This is a genomic window from Pedobacter sp. UYP24 (assembly GCF_054057295.1).
The window spans coordinates 134,419-152,145 of sequence record NZ_JBSRZD010000001.1; the positions used below are offsets into that span (position 1 = coordinate 134,419).

Consider the following 17,727-nt stretch of genomic DNA (forward strand, 5'->3'; position numbering starts at 1 on the left):
TTTTCAATTCTACCATTATCTACGAGGATTCCATAGCCCTACGGCAAAGTCAATAAATCTAAACCGTATTCGTTAGATTTGCGTTAAGCACCATATATTAAAACTATGACTTATTCCGAAAAACTAGTTGCAATTCGTCTGCAGATGAAAACTGATGAGGTATCAGCCTACATTATCCCCTCAGCCGACCCACATATTAGCGAGTATTTACCCCATCATTATAAGTGCATTCCCTTTGCTTCCGGCTTTACAGGCTCTGCAGGAACGTTGGTCATTACACATGATTTTGCGGGGCTATGGACCGACTTCCGTTATTTTGAACAGGCTACCGAGCAATTGGAAAACAGTGGTTTTGAATTGGTAAAACAAAAGGTACAACACGCTCCAGAGTATATTCAATGGCTTATTGAAAATTTACCCATCGGAAGCAGCATTGCCAGCAATGAAAAATTGTTATCCATCCTATTAGGTGAATTATTTACACAGCAATTTTCTGCAAAAGGATTAAGCGTGACTGATAAAGATTACCTAGACCCAATTTGGAGCGACAGGCCTGATCTCCCAACCGAAAAAGCATATTTGATTGCTGATGAATATATCGGCCAGTCGGTAAGTAGCAAATTGGCACAAATACGAAAATCTATGCAGACCATGGGTGCTAGCATCCATTTGGTATCTTCTTTAGATGATATGGCCTGGATTTTCAATATGCGCGGAAAAGATGTTAGCTATAATCCTGTGGTACTTAGCTTTGCTTTGATTGATCAGGATCATGCAAAAATATTTGTAGCAGTAGCTAAACTCAGCTATGAAGAAAAAACAAGCCTGCTTAAAAGTGGTGTAGAAGTTTTTCCTTATGATGAAATAGAAGCTGCATTGGCTAACATCCACAAAGACAGCACCATATTATTGGATCCCAAACGCAATTGCTTTGCCTACCTCAAACTGCTACCACCTTCTGTAAGGATCATTAAGGAAACCAATCCTTCTACCAATTTTAAAGCGATAAAGAACAAAACCGAACTGGGAAACACTCGGGAGGCAATGCTAAAAGATGGAGTAGCCATTACCCGTTTCTTAAAATGGCTTGCAGAAAACATTGGAAAAATTACCATTACAGAGTTATCCGCAGCTGCGGAGCTTAGAAAATTCAGGGCTGAACAGGCAGGCTTTATTGGAGATAGCTTTACTACCATCAGTGCTTTTCAGGCGCACGGCGCGCTCCCGCATTACGGACCAACCGAAGAAAGTGATGTTGAAATAAAGCCTCAAGGTTTATTTTTGGTGGATTCTGGGGGACAGTATTTTTGCGGCACTACAGATATCACCAGGACAATACCCATGGGAAACAATACGGAAGAAGAAAGTACCGACTATACCTTAGTACTTAAAGGAATGATTGATGGGTGTAAAACGCGTTTTCCAAAAGGAACTTGTGGTTATCAAATAGATGCCATCACCCGTAAACCGCTTTGGGACTATGCCTTAAATTATGGACATGGTACCGGCCATGGCGTTGGTTATTTCTTAAATGTACATGAAGGGCCTCAGGTTTTAAATCCAACACCAACACCTGTTGCTATTGAACTTGGTATGATTACCTCTGTGGAGCCTGGAATATACCGTCCGGGAAAGCATGGCATCAGGATAGAAAACCTGGTAAATACAATTGCCGATGTAAGCAATGAATTCAACGAGTTTTACGCTTTTGAATGTTTAACAATCGCACCAATCAGTACTAAAATTGTTAAAAAGGAATTATTGGAAGCCCCTCAAATAAAATGGTTAAACGATTATAACGCAATGGTATTCACAAAGCTCAGACCTCTTTTAACTGCGGATGAGGTTGATTTCCTGAAAGAAGAAACAAGGGCTATTTAATAGCCCTGTCCAGGTGTACATAACCACCGTCAACGTATACCAGTTGACCAGTTGTGTGACTGGAAACTTCAGATAAAAGGAATACGACTGCATTTGCAATTTCTTCTGCTGTCGTCATTCGTTTACCCAATGGAATTTTGGAAACAATATCTGCAAGTTTCTCTTCTGAATTTGGCATGGAGCTAATCCAGGTATGATACAAGGGTGTGTAACATTCTGCCACAATCACTGCATTTACCCGGATGCCTTGAGGCAATAGCTCTAGTGCCCATTCTCGGGTTAATGCATTTCTTGCACCATTAGACGCTGCATAGGCAGATGTGCCTCCCTGACCCGTATCTGCCACCTTTGAGCTAATATTTACAATGGATCCTTTTGATTTTAAGAGGTAAGGCAGTGCTTTTTGTGCCATCAGGTAATAATGAATCACATTTTTATGCAGACTGGCTACAAATCCTTCGTAAGATCCATTTTGTAGACCTACACCATCATTAACACCTGCATTATTAACCAGTCCGTCTATTCTGCCAAATTGTTCCACTACCGCAGCGATTGCTTTTTCGGCTGCTGCCGGATCCGCTAGTTCTGCCACCACCTGAAAGCAATTGGCCCCCGTAGCCTTAATTTTATCTGCTGCTTTTAGGTTATCAGATTCGTTACGACCAACGATTACTGGTATGGCACCCTCCCTGGCCAATACAGACACTATTCCTTCTCCAATTCCTTTTGCACCACCAGTTACGATGATTACCTTATCTTTCAATTGCAAATCCATAGATAGCTAGTTTAAATTGTAAAACTTAATGGCATTCCCGCCCCAAAAAAGGCTTTGTTCGTTAATTGTTAGTTTTGAAATATAGGTGTTCATAATACCTTGAACCTCTCTATATGCTGCAGCAGTAAGGCACACCGGCCAGTCCGACCCATACATGACCCTATTGGCGCCAAATGTTTCAAATACGATATCCAGATAGGGTGTAAAATCTGCCTGTTTCCAGTTATGCCATTTGGCTTCCGTAACCATACCAGATACTTTACAATATAGATTTTCAAAACCTGCAAGTGCTTTTAAGTCTGCTGCCCATTGCTCCAATTCCCTGTTTTTGATGTCTGGTTTAGCAATATGATCCAGTACAAATGCCTGCTCAGGATGTCTTTCCAACAGTTCAGGTATATATTTCAACTGGTCTGCATAGATTAAAATATCATAGGTAAACCCATATTCTTTTAACTGGCCAATTCCTTTAGAAAAATCTGGCTGTAACATTAACGCACGGTCTTCCTCTCCCTGCAGGATATGTCTAAAACCTTTTAGTTTTTTATGTTGGCTTAAGTCTGCAAGCTGCGCCGAAAGGTCTGCTGCACGGAAGTCTACCCAGCCCACTACGCCTTTAACAAATGTATTTTGCTCGGCATGGTTAAGCTGGAATAAGTTTTCATCTGCAGATTGATTGACCTGAACGGCTATACAACCATCAAAATCAAACTGAGTTAAGAGGGGTTCTAAATCTTGCGGCATAAAATCCCGCCTTAGCACCGCCATATCATCAGTAATCCAGCTATTCATATCAGCTGTATAGTTCCAAAAATGCTGATGAGCGTCTATCTTACGCATAGTTTTTTAAATGCTGTTTTGAAGTACCCAAACCATCAATACCCAATTCTACCACATCTCCTTCTTTTAAATAAATTGGCGGCTTAAAGCCTAACCCTACTCCTGCGGGAGTTCCTGTAGAAATCACATCACCCGGTAGTAAAGTCATGAACTGACTAACATAAGAAATGACGAATGGCACATTGAAGATAAAATTGGAGGTATTCCCGTCCTGCATCAGCTTACCATTTACAGTAAGCCAAAGGCGAAGGTTGTCTACATCAGCTATTTCATCTTTTGTGGCCATAAATGGGCCCAGGGGAGCAAAAGTATCACAGCCTTTTCCTTTATCCCAGGTACCGTTTCTCTCAATTTGAAATTCGCGTTCAGACACATCATTGTGCAATACATAACCTGCAACATAATCCATCGCATCGGCTTCTGCTACATAAGATGCCTTTTTACCGATTACAACGGCTAGTTCAACCTCCCAATCGGTTTTTACTGAGTTTTTCGGAATAATGATATCATCGAAGGGGCCAACAAGTGCGGTGGTAGATTTCATAAATACGACAGGTTCTGGCGGCATAGGTGCATTGGTCTCTTTTGCGTGATCTGCATAGTTTAGCCCAATACATACAATTTTTGATGGTCTCGCCACAGGCGAACCCAAACGCGTTTCTTGCGCCACTTCCTTTAAATTGCCTTCATTTGCTTTCACAAAATCGGCCAATCGTTCTAAACCATTGTCATTAAAGAATTTCTCATTATAATCCTCACCAAATGCAGAAGTATCATACCAAACATCATTAATGATAACCCCTGTTTTTTCCTGATCTGCCGATCCCCATCTAATTAATTTCATTGTTGTTAATTATTTAATTTTACAAATCCTCCGTCTACCGGATAATCATTACCTGTAATAAAACTTGATTCATCTGCACATAGATACAATGCCATGCTGGCTACCTCTTCAGGTTTTCCCATACGTCCTACAGGCTGACTTTTTGATAGCTTCTCAAAAATTTCGGTTTCTTGTCCGGCATAGTTTTTTGCGATAAATCCATCTACAAATGGCGTGTGTACACGTGCGGGAGAAATGCTATTGCACCTGATGTTATCGGCCATATAATCCCTTGCTACAGAAAGGGTCATTGCGGCAATCGCGCCTTTACTCATTGAATAGGCAAAGCGGTCTGTTATACCCACTATAGCTGCAATAGACGCCATGTTCAAAATTACACCCCCGCCTCTTTTCTTCATCAACGGAATGGCCGCAAACAGGCAATTATAGGCGCCTTTTACATTTACGTTAAATACTTTAGTAAAATCTTCTTCGCTGGTGTTATCTGCTCTGCCAATGTGCGCAATGCCGGCATTGTTTACCAAAATATCGGTTGTTCCTATGCTATTAAATACATCCAGCACAGCTTGCTGACTGGTCACATCGCAGGCGTGTATAAACCCTTGTCCGCCTGTCTTTTTAATCTCTTCCAGGCTTTCTTCTGCTGCTGCCGCATTTACTTCAATAATGTGCACCAATGCGCCTTGTTTGGCAAACAATACTGCTATTGCCCGTCCTATTCCACTGCCAGCACCAGTAACAACTGCTACTTTTTCTTTTAAACTAAACATAAGGTGATTATAATGAAACGCCTCTTTTCCATGGAATAAAGTCATCCTGATTTAACAAAACTGCTTTGGGTATGACCTCGCCACTAGCAGCCTTTATGCAATACTCCAAAATCTCTGTGCCCATTTCGGCAATCGTCTTTTCCCCTCTGATAATTGCGCCGGTATCAATATCAATAATATCACCCATTCGTGTTGCCAATGCGGTGTTAGTCGCAATTTTTATAACCGGACATACAGGGTTGCCTGTTGGCGTACCTAAGCCTGTTGTAAATAAAATAAGGGTAGCACCGCTGGCGGCCTTGCCAGTAGTGGCTTCCACATCATTACCCGGAGTACACACCAGACTTAGTCCGTCTTTAGTCGCCGATTCTGTATAATCCAACACATCTACCACTGGTGAGGTGCCGGCTTTTTTAGCAGCACCAGTGCTTTTAATGGCATCAGTAATCAGTCCGTCTTTGATATTTCCCGGTGATGGGTTCATGTGAAATCCAGACCCTACAGCATGTGCCTGTGCATCGTAATCTCTCATTAGCCGTATAAATTTCTCGGCGGTTGATTGATCTACGCAACGGTCAATGATATTTTGTTCTGCACCACACAGTTCAGGAAATTCTGCCAATAGCACTTTTGCACCTAGCGCAACTAACAAATCTGAGGTATAGCCCACTGCTGGATTTGCCGAAATGCCACTAAAACCATCGCTGCCGCCACATTTTACACCTACTGTAAGCTTGCTTAACGGTGCAGGCGTCCTTTCAATTTTATTAATCTCTTTAAGTTCGATAAAAGTTTTAAGAATAGCATCTTTAATCAATTGATCTTCGCTTTGACTAAGCTGCTGTTCAAATATTAATACTTTCTTTTTGAAGTTAGGATTTCTTGTCGCTAGATCGTCTAAAAACTCTTGGGTTTGCAAATTCTGACAGCCTAAACTGAGCACAGTAATCCCGGCTACATTTGGATGATCTGCATAGGCCGCAAGTAGATTACTTAACAACGAAGCGTCCTGCCTTGTACCACCACAGCCACCCTGGTGGTTTAAAAATTTAATGCCATCTACGTTTTTGAAAATCCTGTTTTTAGGATATCCAGCAACGGCAATTTCATCTACCTTAAAATCAGCAATATTTTGGCCGCTTAAGCTGGCTTCCAGTAATTGCGCGGTATACTGCTTGTATTTATCGGTTACATTATAACCCAGTGTGTTGTGGAGTGCTTCTTTTATAACATCCATATTTCTGTTCTCGCAGAACACTGTTGGTATAAAGAGCCAATAATTTGCTGTACCTACCCGTCCGTCTTCCCGATGATAACCATTAAAAGTGCGGTTAGCAAAAGCTGAAACATCTGGCTTTTCCCATTGATAATTGACCGTCCTATATGCATAATCTTGTGAAGCATGGTGTACATTGCGTGTAGTCATTAATCCACCGCGCTGAATAGGAGTTGTTGCCTTACCTACCAATACCCCATACATAATGACTTCTTCTCCAATTTGTAGCGGATCAATAAAGAATTTATGCTTAGCGCGTATGTCGTCCTGTAAAATGATGGTTTGGTCCTTCCATGCTATTGCGTCTCCTTTAAAAAGATCCTGCAAAGCGACCAATACGTTATCCCCTGGATGAATTTGTAAAAAACTGTGTTTAACGTTGTCCGACATTATGCCTTTAATTCAAATATTTTATCCATAATCACCCACTTTTCGCCAGGCTTTGAACCTGGTATTGCCTGCTGATATTTCCACATCAGCTTTTCCCAATCCTGTACTTTTTCATTGGCAGCATCCATTGCCGACTTTTGCTGGAATGAAAAGTGCTCGCTCACTTCTATGATCATAAAAAGTCTGTTTCCAAACCTATAGATTTCCATTAGGTCTATTCCAGCACCAGTTATACTATCCAGTATTTCAGGCCATACAGCCTTGTGCATTTCTTCGTATTCCAAAATAAGTTGATCATCATCAACCAGGTCTAGCGCCAGGCAATATCTTTCCATTACAAATAAAACTATTGTTTAACTGATTTTAATTATTTTATGCCCTTTAACGGCAAATAAAAACACTACGCCAAAACATATCAACGGAACAACATATCCAATTTGAATATTGCCAGTAACATCTGTTATATAACCCATTAACGGTGGTAATATTGCGCCGCCTACTATTGACATGATGATAAGACTACTGCCAATTTTTGTGTCTTTACCCAAATCCTTTATGCCAAGCGAAAATATGGTAGGAAACATAATAGACATAAAAAAAGCAACTCCAATTACTGAAAACAAGGCTAGCATTCCTGTAGCGGTTATGGCCACTATGCATAATGCCATACAAACGACTGCACAAATGGCCAGAAGTAATTCTGCTTTGATAAACCTCATTAGAGAAGTACCCACAACTCTACCTGTAAGGAATGCAAGACCAAGACCATATCCGGCATAGTAACCCGCCTTTTGCTGATCTATACCCGCCGCTTTAGTAGCATATAGAATAAAGAAACTAAATACACAAACCTGTGCCCCTACATAGAAGAATTGAGCAGCAGCTGCCCAACCTAAATGTTTATGCCGTAGCGCTTTAAATATACCTGATTCTTCTCCATCCGCTTCAGAGTTATCTTTGATCTCAGGCAGCTTTATAAAAAAGAATACGACAGCAATTAATAAAATAATACTACCTAAAATTAAATATGGTGTTTTAACCGATGAGGCTTCAGATGCCAAAGCCAATTCTTTAGCAGAAGCGGTCATTGTACTGAGATCCTGATCTGATAATCCCTTTATCAAAATAACTTTCACCCCAATGACAGGTGCAAGTGTTGCCGCAAGCCCATTAAATGTTTGTGCAAAATTTAAACGAAAGGTTGCAGTTTCCGGTGGACCTAATAATGAAGCATAAGGGTTAGCTGCCGTTTCAAGTATAGTTAATCCGCATGCTATGATAAATAGTGCACCAAGGAAAAATGGGTATAACTGCGTATTAGCTGCAGGAATAAATAGAAAAGACCCTATAGCGAAAAAAGCTAGTCCGACTAAAATTCCTGTTTTATACCCATATTTCTTTAACAGGAAACCAGCAGGAAGTGCCATTACAAAATAGGCGATGAAAACGGCTGAGTCTACCAGGGAAGCCTGAAGTGTATTTAAACTGAAAGATCTTTTTAAGTGAGGTATAAGTACCGGATCAAGATTGTGAACAAAACCCCACATATAAAAAAGTGAGGTGATCATGATAAAAGGGAATAAATAATTATTCTTCGTCATTGGTTAGTATTTGGTTACTCAAAGTAAGCGATTTAAGGCGCTAAATATTTCGGAATATTGACCAATCGTTAAGGTATTTTGGCAGCGATTATACATCAAGCCAATAGCTCTAATTTCTTTGGCTCTATTTTTCTGTTAAGACTAAAATCAGATTTGGTAATCCCAGGGTAGTATGCGGAGAAAAAGGATCATGCAACTTCCAACTTATCGGGTAATACCTACCTTTCTCCATCGTTAACGTTTTCAACTCTTTTTTATACCAGATCTGCTTTACCTTGGTATCAATACTAATATTACTGCTTTTCTTAAAACCGTTGTAATATTTCACAATCAATTGGTTTTTCCCCTTTTTTAAGTGAAGTAAGATGATATCCTTCATCTCTTTTACTTTAAAAGGATTGTTATGTTCTGCAAGGACCTGCCCATTTAAGGATACAGTTACCGCATCTCCACTCGTTACTCCAACCAAGTAAGGCTGATCTGTCTCAGAGGTGATTTCTTGAAGCAAATAGGTGGCGCTATTCCTATCCATTGTTACGGTATAGGTTTCATCATTTTTCCAGGATGATTTTAGCTCCCATGGCTTATTGTCGTTACCTGGCCATGGTTTACTAACATTCACATCTTTTAAGTTACCATGCGCACCGCCTGGTCCGGAGTAATAAAATCCCGCCTGGTATAATGGTCCCCATGTAATGGTTGCCGAATTATTAGCTAGCGGTAAGGCATCACCTCCATTTAAAGAAATGGTATTTAGCTTTCCATTGATTTCCAGCTCAATACTTTTTCCCTTTTCATTGTCGGTAAAATAAAGCACCGGACTAACAGATTTGCTCGCTGCCGGATTGATTGTCCAAGATTCCATTACTGTGCTTTGGTAGCGGTTGCTGTAATCAATACCAGAGCTACTGTAATGTTTAAAAGCATTGTGGCCTGTCAATTCAAGCGAACTTCCTTTTAACTCAATAATATTTGCTGGTGGCACTTTATAACCGTCTACAAACTCTACCACAATGACCTTAAATTCCTTCGCAATATCAAGTACTGCAGGAATTGTAATTTTAACTCCTGATGTGCTCTGCGTAAATTTAGGCTTACCCTTTTCACCTAGTACACTTACAGACTTTATTTTACCAGTAAGCCCGGGTAAAGTGATCAAGTTGTTTTCAGGTGTAGAAAGAAGATGCAGGTAAAGTTTATTTAGTCTGCTGGTTAGACTGCCCCATTTAAAAGATATATGAAATGGATCAGGATCGGTACCATAAATGGCTTCTTTGTTCTTATCAATCCACTTGCCCATGGCCAATAGCACATCTTTTTCAAACTCAACAACGGAACCATCTCCTTTAGGACCAATATTAAGCAGGAAATTGCCACCACGACTGGCAACTTTAATTAAGCTGGTTAGCTTTTCGCGGATTTTATCTTCTTCTTTACCGCGTTTTTGAAACGACCGGTATCCCCAGGTTTCATCAAAAAAAGATGCTGGTGACTGCCATGGTACCCCGATTACATAATCAGGCTCCTGGTTATCACCCATCACATTAAAATCACCCATGTCATTACCAATCCGGCTGCCAATCATGCAATTAGGTTGTAGTTTATGCACAAGGTCTCTCAGATCCTTACTTTCATTTGCATTTTGAGAGCCCATATCAAACCAAAGCTCAGATACTGGTCAGTAATTACTCATTAGTTCCGTAATTTGTTTCTTATTGTATTCCACATGCTCAGGTGTGATGTAGTCAGAATTGCTGCTGGATATTGGGGAAGCTTGAGGAAAATGCCAATCGATTAGGGAGAAATAGAGTCCGAATCTTAATCCTCCTCTTTTACATGCCTCAGACAGTTCCTTTAAAACATCTCTTTTATAAGGGGTGGCATCTACTATATTGAAATCTGTTGTATTGGTCTTGAACATGCAGAAACCATCATGGTGTTTTGAAGTGATCACGATGGAGCGCATACCTGCATTTTTAGCAAGTGCTACTATGGAATCTGCATTCCACTTTTCAGGATCAAATGTTTTTGCTACCTGCTCATATTCGTCGGTATAAATACCAGCATGTGCCTGAATTTGCTCACTTACATTCCTTGTAGCAGGTTTACCATTCCATACACCTCCAAGAACTGAATAGACCCCAAAATGGATAAACATAGAATATTTTTGATCCTGCCAGTCTTTTAAAGCCTTAGGATCGTGTTGCCCGAATGCAATGGAATTTACAGATAGTAAAATTAATGCTAAAAAATGTTTCTGATTCATAACCGGTTAATCATTTGCTGACGCATTGAGCTGGAAATTCCACCCTGACAGAAGTTATTACCAAAGAGAAACTAATTCAAGCATCCAATATTTGAAACTATTGCCAAAATAATAAACAATTTTGGCTAGCTAACTATTTAGCTCACGAACATTTTCTTCAAGTTCGGAAAACCAATCTTCTCCATATTTCCTAACGAGCGGACCCTTCAAGAATTGATAAACAGGAACTTTTAATTCTCTGCCAAACGAACAGGCATCGTGGCAAATATGCCACCTATCATAGTTCAATACTTCAAACTCCGGATATTGGGTTATTCTTATTGGATAAAGGTGACAAGATATCGGCTTTTGCCAATCTACTAATCCTTGTTCATACCCCTTTTCAATACCACATTTAGTAATTCCATTTTCAAAGGTAACGTATGCACATTCCTTATTTCCATCCACACATGGCGTGGTAAGGTCTCCGTCCACATCTACTACAGAAGTCCCCTGCTCCTCAATGGCTTTAATTCCCTTTGCCTCAAGTAAATGCTTTATTTTAGGATAGATCTCTTCTAGAATGGCAGTTTCTGCAACATCAAGCGGCGCACCAGAATCACCCTCCACACAGCATATCCCTTTACATTTATTTAGGTTGCATACAAAACTCTCAGTAATGAGGTCTTCATGTATCAACGTATTTTGTACCTCTATCATTATTACTTAACTATTGCTAAAGGGTATTTTAAGCCGTCAGCAGATTTAATTTCCATTACTACAGATCCAACCAGGATCTCTACCTCGGCTTTTACAGGAACCCGGTTACCATCATCGGTAATCCAAAGGTATAACCTACTGTCCTTCCTAAAGATTCTTCCGGGTTTAATTGAAGGGCTAAATTTAAGACATCTGATTTTACCCAGCTTGGTTTTTATAATTTCTTTGCCAACATATTGAATTTCAAGCTGACTGATCTCATCGCCAAGGAAGTAATTCAATTTTACAAAGTCGCCCTGTTTCATTTTTGAAACGTCGAGACTCCTGGCAAAATAATAAGAAGACACCAAATCAAATGTTTGCTTATTAGGCGTAGTAAAAGTTCCTTTACTAGCTACAACTTTTCTTTCATCCTGGCTAAATCTGGCTTTATCAAGTCTACGGTAACTTCCTTCCCTGATGTTCTCCTGATAAAAAAATGGTTTGAGGTCTACCCGGTCTATGTAAGAATCGTAATGGTCTCTTATCTTATAAAAGACATCAAATGTACCAGAGGTAACCCCATCTACACTGAGTCTGTATGTCGGCTTCCCATCAAACTTAAGATCAGAGTTTAATACTTTTAATGTACCCTCTGCTGCAGTAATAAATCCATATTTCAACTTATATTGCAACACTTCCCCAGGTTGAAATACTGGTTCTTTTACGAAAGGAAGTTCTTGAGCATTACAATAAAAGCCTGTAAACACAACAATTACTAACAATAAAAACTTTCTCATACTCAGGTTAAACAAAAAGCTCTCCAATTTTAATCTTTACGTTTATAAATTGGCACGGTAGAGCAAGGCTCTCCATACATAATGCTCTTAACAATAGGAGTTAACAAACCTGTTATCTCTACATAAGCTGAAACAGGAATCGCTATATCTGCACAACCTTTGATGACCACACGCTCGTTTGCAAAAGATTGTAAGTCAATTTTAGCAAGTGCTTTTGAAAAAAGAACGGCTTCAAGGGTATCTAACGTCCCGAACACAACTTCATTCGCATAAGGCTTCATTTTGTTTGCCAGCAGCATATAGGCCCAAGTTGGTACGATGGCGTCTGCACTACAGGTTACTGCTACATTTTTACCGGTGTAGCTTGTCCAGTCATGCTCCTTGATAAACTCCCTGAAATCTTTTTCCCTCAACATCAACCCATGGAATAGATTTTCCTTAATGTCATACACTACACGCTCTCCTTTATCAAAATAATTTTCCAGATTTAGGGTAACCAAACCACTCGCTGCCACTTTGTTGACAAAATTTTCCTGAATCTCCATAGCTTTAATCTTTAACAAGTAAAATGCAAAATGCGCAATAGCAAAAAAACCGGAAGTAGTAAATACTTCCGGTTACAAAATTACATAAAATAAGACTAATAGAATTTCACCCTATTGTCTTTTATATCGATTTTATCCTGTAGCGCCTGGAAAGCTGCGCCTAATGAACGTTGTGAGTTCAACTGCATCATTGCTTCCTTTTGCTTGTAGGTATTGGCTAATGGTGCCGGATTTGCAAACCCATCGACAACAAAAGCATATACTCCACCTTCTCCTATTACTGATTTAGACAATTTCCCGGGCTGAGAACCAAACACGGTTCCAACAAGTTTGTTCTCTTGGGCAGCTCCTGGGATAACAGGATTAGCTAATACCATATTTTCTACTGGCAATACACTCTTTCCAATTTTTTGTGCTACCTGATTAAGATTGCCAGAACCAGACAAAGCTTTGTCCATTTTCTCTTTTAACAATTTACTTTTTACCGCATTACGAACCATAGGTTCTATTTCTTTCTTAACTAAATCCAAAGAAAGTGGCCCTTTAGGACGAATATCCGTTAAATGTGCAATTACAAAAGAATTATCCATTTGGTAAACCTGATCAAGTGTTTCACCTTTCTTAGCTCCATACGCATCACGAATAAGCTGACGAGGGTTATCTAGTCCGGGTGCATATCCTTGTGTAGGAGTGATCTTGTCAGCAACGGCAACTTTGTAACCTTTCTTTTGAGCAAGCTCCGCAAAATTGCCATCCTTTACTTCATTCAAGAAAGAACTAGCCTTTTTATATGCAGCATCTTTAGTTTTATTACTTGGGGCTAAATTCTTCTCTATATAGGCCAATTTAACAACTTTGGATGAACCAATCTGTTTCTCTATTTTAAGTAAGTGAATACCAAATTGAGAGGTTACCACCTTTAGATCACCAGGGCTGCCATTAAACGCAGCATTCTCAAACTCAGGAACCATTTGTCCGCGGGCAAATGTACCAAGTTCACCACCTTTATCTTTAGATCCATCTGTGCTATATTGTAATGCCAGAGAAGCAAAACTAGCACCCTTTTGTATCAGGGATTTCAAAGAATCTGCCATCTTCAAAGCCTTGTCCACACCACCCAGCTGAGTTGGGTTAAGTAAAATGTGACTCGCTTTAACAGAATCAGGAGAGAAGCGAGCATCTATTACCTTAACCAATTTGTAAGAGTTACCTGAAAATTTAGGGCCATAGAATGAGCCTGCAGGTAAATTAAAGACAACTAAATCAACAGTTGGATCTAACTTTCCTTTATTTAAATAAGTATAAGGTATTTTAACATCTGAATTCACTGCCGAGAACAATGAATCGTTTGCAGCACTTTTGAAGTCAGCGGCAAGTTTGTCTACCTGAGTTTTTACTGCGGCAGTATCTTCTTTTGTAGGGCTAACACTAAATGACACATACTGTAATGTACGCGTTTCTGTAGGGTTTTCGAAACGCTTCTTATTGTTGTCATAATAATCAGAATAATCAGCATCAGTAGGCTTAATTGTTGCATCAGGTAAAGAAGCAAAATCCAGCGCCACATATTTAAAATTAGCGATCTTATTGCGATTCATATATTCATCGTTCGCCTCCAATGTTGACACATATATTGAATTATTGATCAGCTTAGAATATTTCTGTTGTAAAGCTTGTCTTTCAATTTCAGCTTCCAATGCCTGTAGCTGCGGTTTTACCTTAGCATCTTTATAGCCTTGTTTAAAAGTATTTAATACCTGAGCCCTATCCACTTGTCCGGTTTGAGGATTACCAAAATACTGTACAATAAGCGGACTTGGATTAGATCCCTGAATCAAATCTGATAACTCATCTGATGATACCGTTAAACCTAAACGGCTATACTCTTTACCGAGTAATACATTAGCAACTTCGCCCTGCCATACATTATCAACTGCCATTGCCTGCATCTGCGCATTCCCGGAGCCACCGTATTGCTGTTTGAACTGAGCAACGCTCTGTTCTACTTTTGGACCAAATTGATCTATATTAATTTCTTCGCCATCAATAGTTCCTACTACTTTTTGAGAAGCGGCCCAAAATGGTTTACCTACGTTAATTGCATCACCAACTAAAAATGCAACAATTGCAAAACCTATGGCCCCAATTAGGATGTAGCCGGCGCGATTTCGCAAAAATGTCATTAACCCCATAATATTATATTTATTAATTTTTTTTAAGAGGGCGCAAGATACAACTTTTGGGAAAAAAAGTAAATTTATTACAAAACATATTTACTTCCCGTAATTATCAGGCACATACACCTGTCCAGTGCCATTGTCCCACGTTATTGTATTGAAGTCTTCTGTCGCACTAAAATTTACCGCGGTAAGCACTGTCCCATCTGGTTTGGTGATCACACCTTTCGGAGAAAAAAACTTTTTCTTTGTTTGGTCCCAAACGAGTTCTTCTGTATTATAAGTGAGTTTCTCGTTAACAACAATAACGTTACGCTGGAAAGTTGCGGTCTTTTCAAGATCCTTCATAATAGCATAATCTGAAGTAATAGAGCCTTTACTTTTAGCCTGTGGATCCAAAAAATTAATTTTGATTCCTTTACTCATTTCCTGGTAACTGGCACCTGTCATTGGTACCACTTTTACCAATAACGGTGCGAAAACTTCAGCTTGTACTTTTGCCGAATCACTATAAATAACATCAACCTCACGGGTGGTATCACTGCTGAGGTTGATTTTGCTGGTAAGCTGGTTAGCCGATTTCAAATCATCATCTCCGCAAGAGATTAGGATTTGCAGCATGCAAAGTACAATAAAGGAAGATATTATACTTTGACGCTTCATTAGTTGAGTTTATACCTTCTAAACCAACTGTCGTTTAGTGTAAAACCCAAATGAAGTTTAAGATAGTTTTCTTCTACATTGCCATTGGTTATGGATCCCATTTTCCCTAGCTCTGCTGTAATGTTCATTTTGTAGAAAGAGGTACGCACAACGTTCGGTGCCAAAGGCAATCCAAGTCCGAAGGAAACGCCCATCTGTTTAACATCATCACCATTGGCCAGTTTAATATAACTCTTATCATAACTAACACCAAATCTATAGTCTACACGTTTAAAGTAATTACCAATCGAGGTAAAATCCGGTGTAATTTGTCCACCTAACGAGACACCCCAACTGTCCTGCAAATTCTGCTGATTTGTAGTTGCGCCATCAAGGCTATATTTAGACCATTTACCTGTCCTAAAATCTGCACCTACCATCCACTTGTCATCTCTTTGAATAGAAACTCCAAAGTTATGTATCAATGGAAGTTTCAGTTTAGCAGAATTATTATCGATGAAAGCCACCGTATCAAATGCGGCCTCTTCTACCCCTGAAGTTTTAAGATACTGTGTAATTACTTGTGTCTTCTTTGAATTGATTCTTGATGGAGAAGATCCTGAATATCCCAATGTGATGCGACTTTTAGTTGTTAATGGAATCTCATACTGCGCACCGTATGAAAAGCTAATCCCACCAACGCTATTCTTATTCTGTATCCTAGAATTTATAGCGGGAGAAGTCTGTAATTCTGTCGAAACAGTCTCTATCAAATTTCCAAACAAGTATTCTACGTTACCGCCAACTCTGAAATGATCACCCAACTGATGGCCCAAACCGATGTATGTTTTAGTAAGCCCACCTTCACCTGAATGGGGATAATTAACTGTATTTGTATCTATTTTCGAAACACTGTTAAATTTGTAACCCAATTCCGTATAAGGAAGAATTCCAAAGCTTATCCCTGTTTTTCCTTTAACTATTGGAAAGGCAAACGCAATGTGTCCAAGTGTAGAATTAAAACTTTTTTCAGTAATACCTCCCTGCTTCAACTGGGTAAACGTTCCAGTAGCAGCGATATCTATCGTAGCCAAGTTGATACCGGAGAATGTAGCAGGGTTTTGAATGTTGATGAGGTTGTCAATTGAAGGCCTGAATACGCCGGTAGATATTCCGCCCATAGCCCTAAGCTGCGGGAGCAACGACCCTTTAAAGGTTCCGATTCCATAACCGGAGTAGGGCGACTGTGATGTAACCTGGGCCTCAACAGAAATACTGGTAAGCAATATCAATATTGCTGTTATATAGTTAATCTTTTTGTACATATTCAAATGCAATAACTTCATTTAATCCTTTTAAAACTAAGTAGGGATCGTGTATAATTTGAGGCGCAAAGATGCTGTTTTTTAATTGCTCTAACAAAAAAGTAGCATCCCCACCTGTTATTAACACTTTTAATTCCCCTTTTTTCTTCCGTTGCAGCTCAATATTGCTGCTAACTTCCCCTACAATACCCTGTAAAACACCATTTTTTATCGAATTAATCGTATTCGTTCCTTGCGGTATTTCCAAATCATCTCTATTCCAATGAACAATAGGTAAGCGCTTCGTATAATGATTTAGCGCTTCAAACCTCATTCCTATACCAGGACTTATACTTCCGCCAAAATATTCAGCACTACGATTAACAAGATCGTAAGTAATGCAGGTCCCCGCATCAATGATATAACAATCCTCTGCAGGGTAGTAAGCATTTGCAGCGATCACCTTTGCCCATCTATCTAAACCAAGAGTTGATGGTGTTTCATAATAATTTTTTACCCCGGATAATGACAATGTGGAGAAAGAATGAAAGTTTGTTTTCTCTTTTAGAAGCTTAACGACCTCTTCATAAACCGCACCAACACTTGAGATCACCGAATTTTTAACCTGATATTTCTCTATAAAACCTTCCAATAATCTGGAAGAAACTAATGCTGAACTTTGATAATGAATAAGGTCCCTACCGTTAAAAATGGCAAGCTTATGATTTGTATTACCAATATCAATAACAAGGTTATGCATTACCAACGCCTGAGTCCATGGTCACAAAGCTATTAATCTTTAATTAGTTTGAACGATCGTATTTGTTAAAAATAGTTAAACAACGATTGTCTGGCAATAAAAATTGATGCGAGAGCACAGGTGCTACCAATTCTAAGCCGAAGTTCTAAACAATATGTCGCCTGCAAGACGGAAAGCG

Annotated in this window: 15 protein-coding genes and 1 pseudogene; 1 reads left to right on the top strand and 15 read right to left on the bottom strand. The window is 39.5% G+C overall.

The genetic code is table 11. The features are described from left to right. Positions 1–105: 105 nt before the first annotated feature. Positions 106–1,881: an aminopeptidase P family N-terminal domain-containing protein gene (locus tag ACVWYN_RS00585; protein ID WP_457286876.1), complete on the top strand. Its 1,776-nt coding sequence runs from the start codon at positions 106–108 to the stop codon at positions 1,879–1,881. Here ACVWYN_RS00585 and ACVWYN_RS00590 read toward each other — a convergent pair. The 15 genes and pseudogenes from ACVWYN_RS00590 to ACVWYN_RS00660 all read right to left on the bottom strand — a co-directional run bounded on the left by ACVWYN_RS00590 (position 1,874) and on the right by ACVWYN_RS00660 (position 17,549). Further along, positions 1,874–2,656 carry an SDR family oxidoreductase gene (locus ACVWYN_RS00590; protein WP_457286877.1) on the bottom strand — a complete coding sequence of 261 codons (783 nt, stop codon included), beginning with the start codon at positions 2,654–2,656 and terminating at the stop codon, positions 1,874–1,876. The two genes, ACVWYN_RS00585 and ACVWYN_RS00590, sit on opposite strands and share 8 nt — an antisense overlap. A 6-nt stretch (positions 2,657–2,662) precedes the next feature. Then, positions 2,663–3,496: an amidohydrolase family protein gene (locus ACVWYN_RS00595; RefSeq protein WP_457286878.1), complete on the bottom strand. Its 834-nt coding sequence runs from the start codon at positions 3,494–3,496 to the stop codon at positions 2,663–2,665. Further along, the gene (locus ACVWYN_RS00600; protein ID WP_457286879.1) at positions 3,489–4,340 is read right to left on the bottom strand and encodes a fumarylacetoacetate hydrolase family protein; all 852 of its coding nucleotides are present in this window, start codon (positions 4,338–4,340) and stop codon (positions 3,489–3,491) included. The genes ACVWYN_RS00595 and ACVWYN_RS00600 overlap by 8 nt, the downstream gene beginning before the upstream one ends. Before the next feature lie 5 nt (positions 4,341–4,345). Then, positions 4,346–5,110 (bottom strand): SDR family NAD(P)-dependent oxidoreductase, encoded by a 765-nt coding sequence (locus tag ACVWYN_RS00605; protein WP_457286880.1) that lies wholly within the window; start codon positions 5,108–5,110, stop codon positions 4,346–4,348. 7 nt (positions 5,111–5,117) lie between these two features. Continuing rightward, a complete protein-coding gene (locus ACVWYN_RS00610) occupies positions 5,118–6,776 on the bottom strand; it encodes a UxaA family hydrolase (protein ID WP_457286881.1) in 1,659 nt (552 codons plus the stop codon). Beyond that, positions 6,776–7,111: an L-rhamnose mutarotase gene (locus ACVWYN_RS00615; protein ID WP_457286882.1), complete on the bottom strand. Its 336-nt coding sequence runs from the start codon at positions 7,109–7,111 to the stop codon at positions 6,776–6,778. Before ACVWYN_RS00615 ends, ACVWYN_RS00610 begins: the two co-directional genes overlap by 1 nt. Before the next feature lie 18 nt (positions 7,112–7,129). Then, entirely contained in the window at positions 7,130–8,377 is a 1,248-nt protein-coding gene (gene fucP, locus ACVWYN_RS00620; protein ID WP_457286883.1) for an L-fucose:H+ symporter permease, read from the bottom strand. A gap of 124 nt (positions 8,378–8,501) precedes the next feature. After that, a pseudogene (locus tag ACVWYN_RS00625) lies at positions 8,502–10,643 on the bottom strand (alpha-L-fucosidase). Positions 10,644–10,772: 129 nt separating this feature from the next. After that, positions 10,773–11,342 (bottom strand): DUF3109 family protein, encoded by a 570-nt coding sequence (locus tag ACVWYN_RS00630; protein WP_457286884.1) that lies wholly within the window; start codon positions 11,340–11,342, stop codon positions 10,773–10,775. Positions 11,343–11,344: 2 nt separating this feature from the next. Beyond that, a complete protein-coding gene (locus ACVWYN_RS00635) occupies positions 11,345–12,121 on the bottom strand; it encodes a DUF3108 domain-containing protein (protein WP_457286885.1) in 777 nt (258 codons plus the stop codon). 29 nt (positions 12,122–12,150) lie between these two features. Continuing rightward, the gene (locus tag ACVWYN_RS00640; RefSeq protein ID WP_457286886.1) at positions 12,151–12,666 is read right to left on the bottom strand and encodes a DUF2480 family protein; all 516 of its coding nucleotides are present in this window, start codon (positions 12,664–12,666) and stop codon (positions 12,151–12,153) included. 95 nt (positions 12,667–12,761) lie between these two features. Next, entirely contained in the window at positions 12,762–14,858 is a 2,097-nt protein-coding gene (locus ACVWYN_RS00645) for a peptidylprolyl isomerase (protein WP_457286887.1), read from the bottom strand. A gap of 81 nt (positions 14,859–14,939) precedes the next feature. Further along, positions 14,940–15,506: a hypothetical protein gene (locus ACVWYN_RS00650; RefSeq protein ID WP_457286888.1), complete on the bottom strand. Its 567-nt coding sequence runs from the start codon at positions 15,504–15,506 to the stop codon at positions 14,940–14,942. Next, positions 15,506–16,831, bottom strand: coding sequence for an outer membrane protein transport protein (locus ACVWYN_RS00655; RefSeq protein WP_457286889.1), 1,326 nt, complete (start codon positions 16,829–16,831; stop codon positions 15,506–15,508). Before ACVWYN_RS00655 ends, ACVWYN_RS00650 begins: the two co-directional genes overlap by 1 nt. Further along, the gene (locus ACVWYN_RS00660; protein ID WP_457286890.1) at positions 16,794–17,549 is read right to left on the bottom strand and encodes a type III pantothenate kinase; all 756 of its coding nucleotides are present in this window, start codon (positions 17,547–17,549) and stop codon (positions 16,794–16,796) included. The genes ACVWYN_RS00655 and ACVWYN_RS00660 overlap by 38 nt, the downstream gene beginning before the upstream one ends. Between the last annotated feature and the right edge of the window lie 178 nt (positions 17,550–17,727).

Bases quoted from the DNA above. Each gene is read 5' to 3' on its own strand.
- ACVWYN_RS00585 (WP_457286876.1), top strand. From the start codon at position 106: ATGACTTATTCCGAAAAACTAGTTGCAATTCGTCTGCAGATGAAAACT.
- ACVWYN_RS00590 (WP_457286877.1), bottom strand. From the start codon at position 2,656: ATGGATTTGCAATTGAAAGATAAGGTAATCATCGTAACTGGTGGTGCA.
- ACVWYN_RS00595 (WP_457286878.1), bottom strand. From the start codon at position 3,496: ATGCGTAAGATAGACGCTCATCAGCATTTTTGGAACTATACAGCTGAT.
- ACVWYN_RS00600 (WP_457286879.1), bottom strand. From the start codon at position 4,340: ATGAAATTAATTAGATGGGGATCGGCAGATCAGGAAAAAACAGGGGTT.
- ACVWYN_RS00605 (WP_457286880.1), bottom strand. From the start codon at position 5,110: ATGTTTAGTTTAAAAGAAAAAGTAGCAGTTGTTACTGGTGCTGGCAGT.
- ACVWYN_RS00610 (WP_457286881.1), bottom strand. From the start codon at position 6,776: ATGTCGGACAACGTTAAACACAGTTTTTTACAAATTCATCCAGGGGAT.
- ACVWYN_RS00615 (WP_457286882.1), bottom strand. From the start codon at position 7,111: ATGGAAAGATATTGCCTGGCGCTAGACCTGGTTGATGATGATCAACTT.
- fucP (WP_457286883.1), bottom strand. From the start codon at position 8,377: ATGACGAAGAATAATTATTTATTCCCTTTTATCATGATCACCTCACTT.
- ACVWYN_RS00630 (WP_457286884.1), bottom strand. From the start codon at position 11,342: ATGATAGAGGTACAAAATACGTTGATACATGAAGACCTCATTACTGAG.
- ACVWYN_RS00635 (WP_457286885.1), bottom strand. From the start codon at position 12,121: ATGAGAAAGTTTTTATTGTTAGTAATTGTTGTGTTTACAGGCTTTTAT.
- ACVWYN_RS00640 (WP_457286886.1), bottom strand. From the start codon at position 12,666: ATGGAGATTCAGGAAAATTTTGTCAACAAAGTGGCAGCGAGTGGTTTG.
- ACVWYN_RS00645 (WP_457286887.1), bottom strand. From the start codon at position 14,858: ATGGGGTTAATGACATTTTTGCGAAATCGCGCCGGCTACATCCTAATT.
- ACVWYN_RS00650 (WP_457286888.1), bottom strand. From the start codon at position 15,506: ATGAAGCGTCAAAGTATAATATCTTCCTTTATTGTACTTTGCATGCTG.
- ACVWYN_RS00655 (WP_457286889.1), bottom strand. From the start codon at position 16,831: ATGAAGTTATTGCATTTGAATATGTACAAAAAGATTAACTATATAACA.
- ACVWYN_RS00660 (WP_457286890.1), bottom strand. From the start codon at position 17,549: ATGCATAACCTTGTTATTGATATTGGTAATACAAATCATAAGCTTGCC.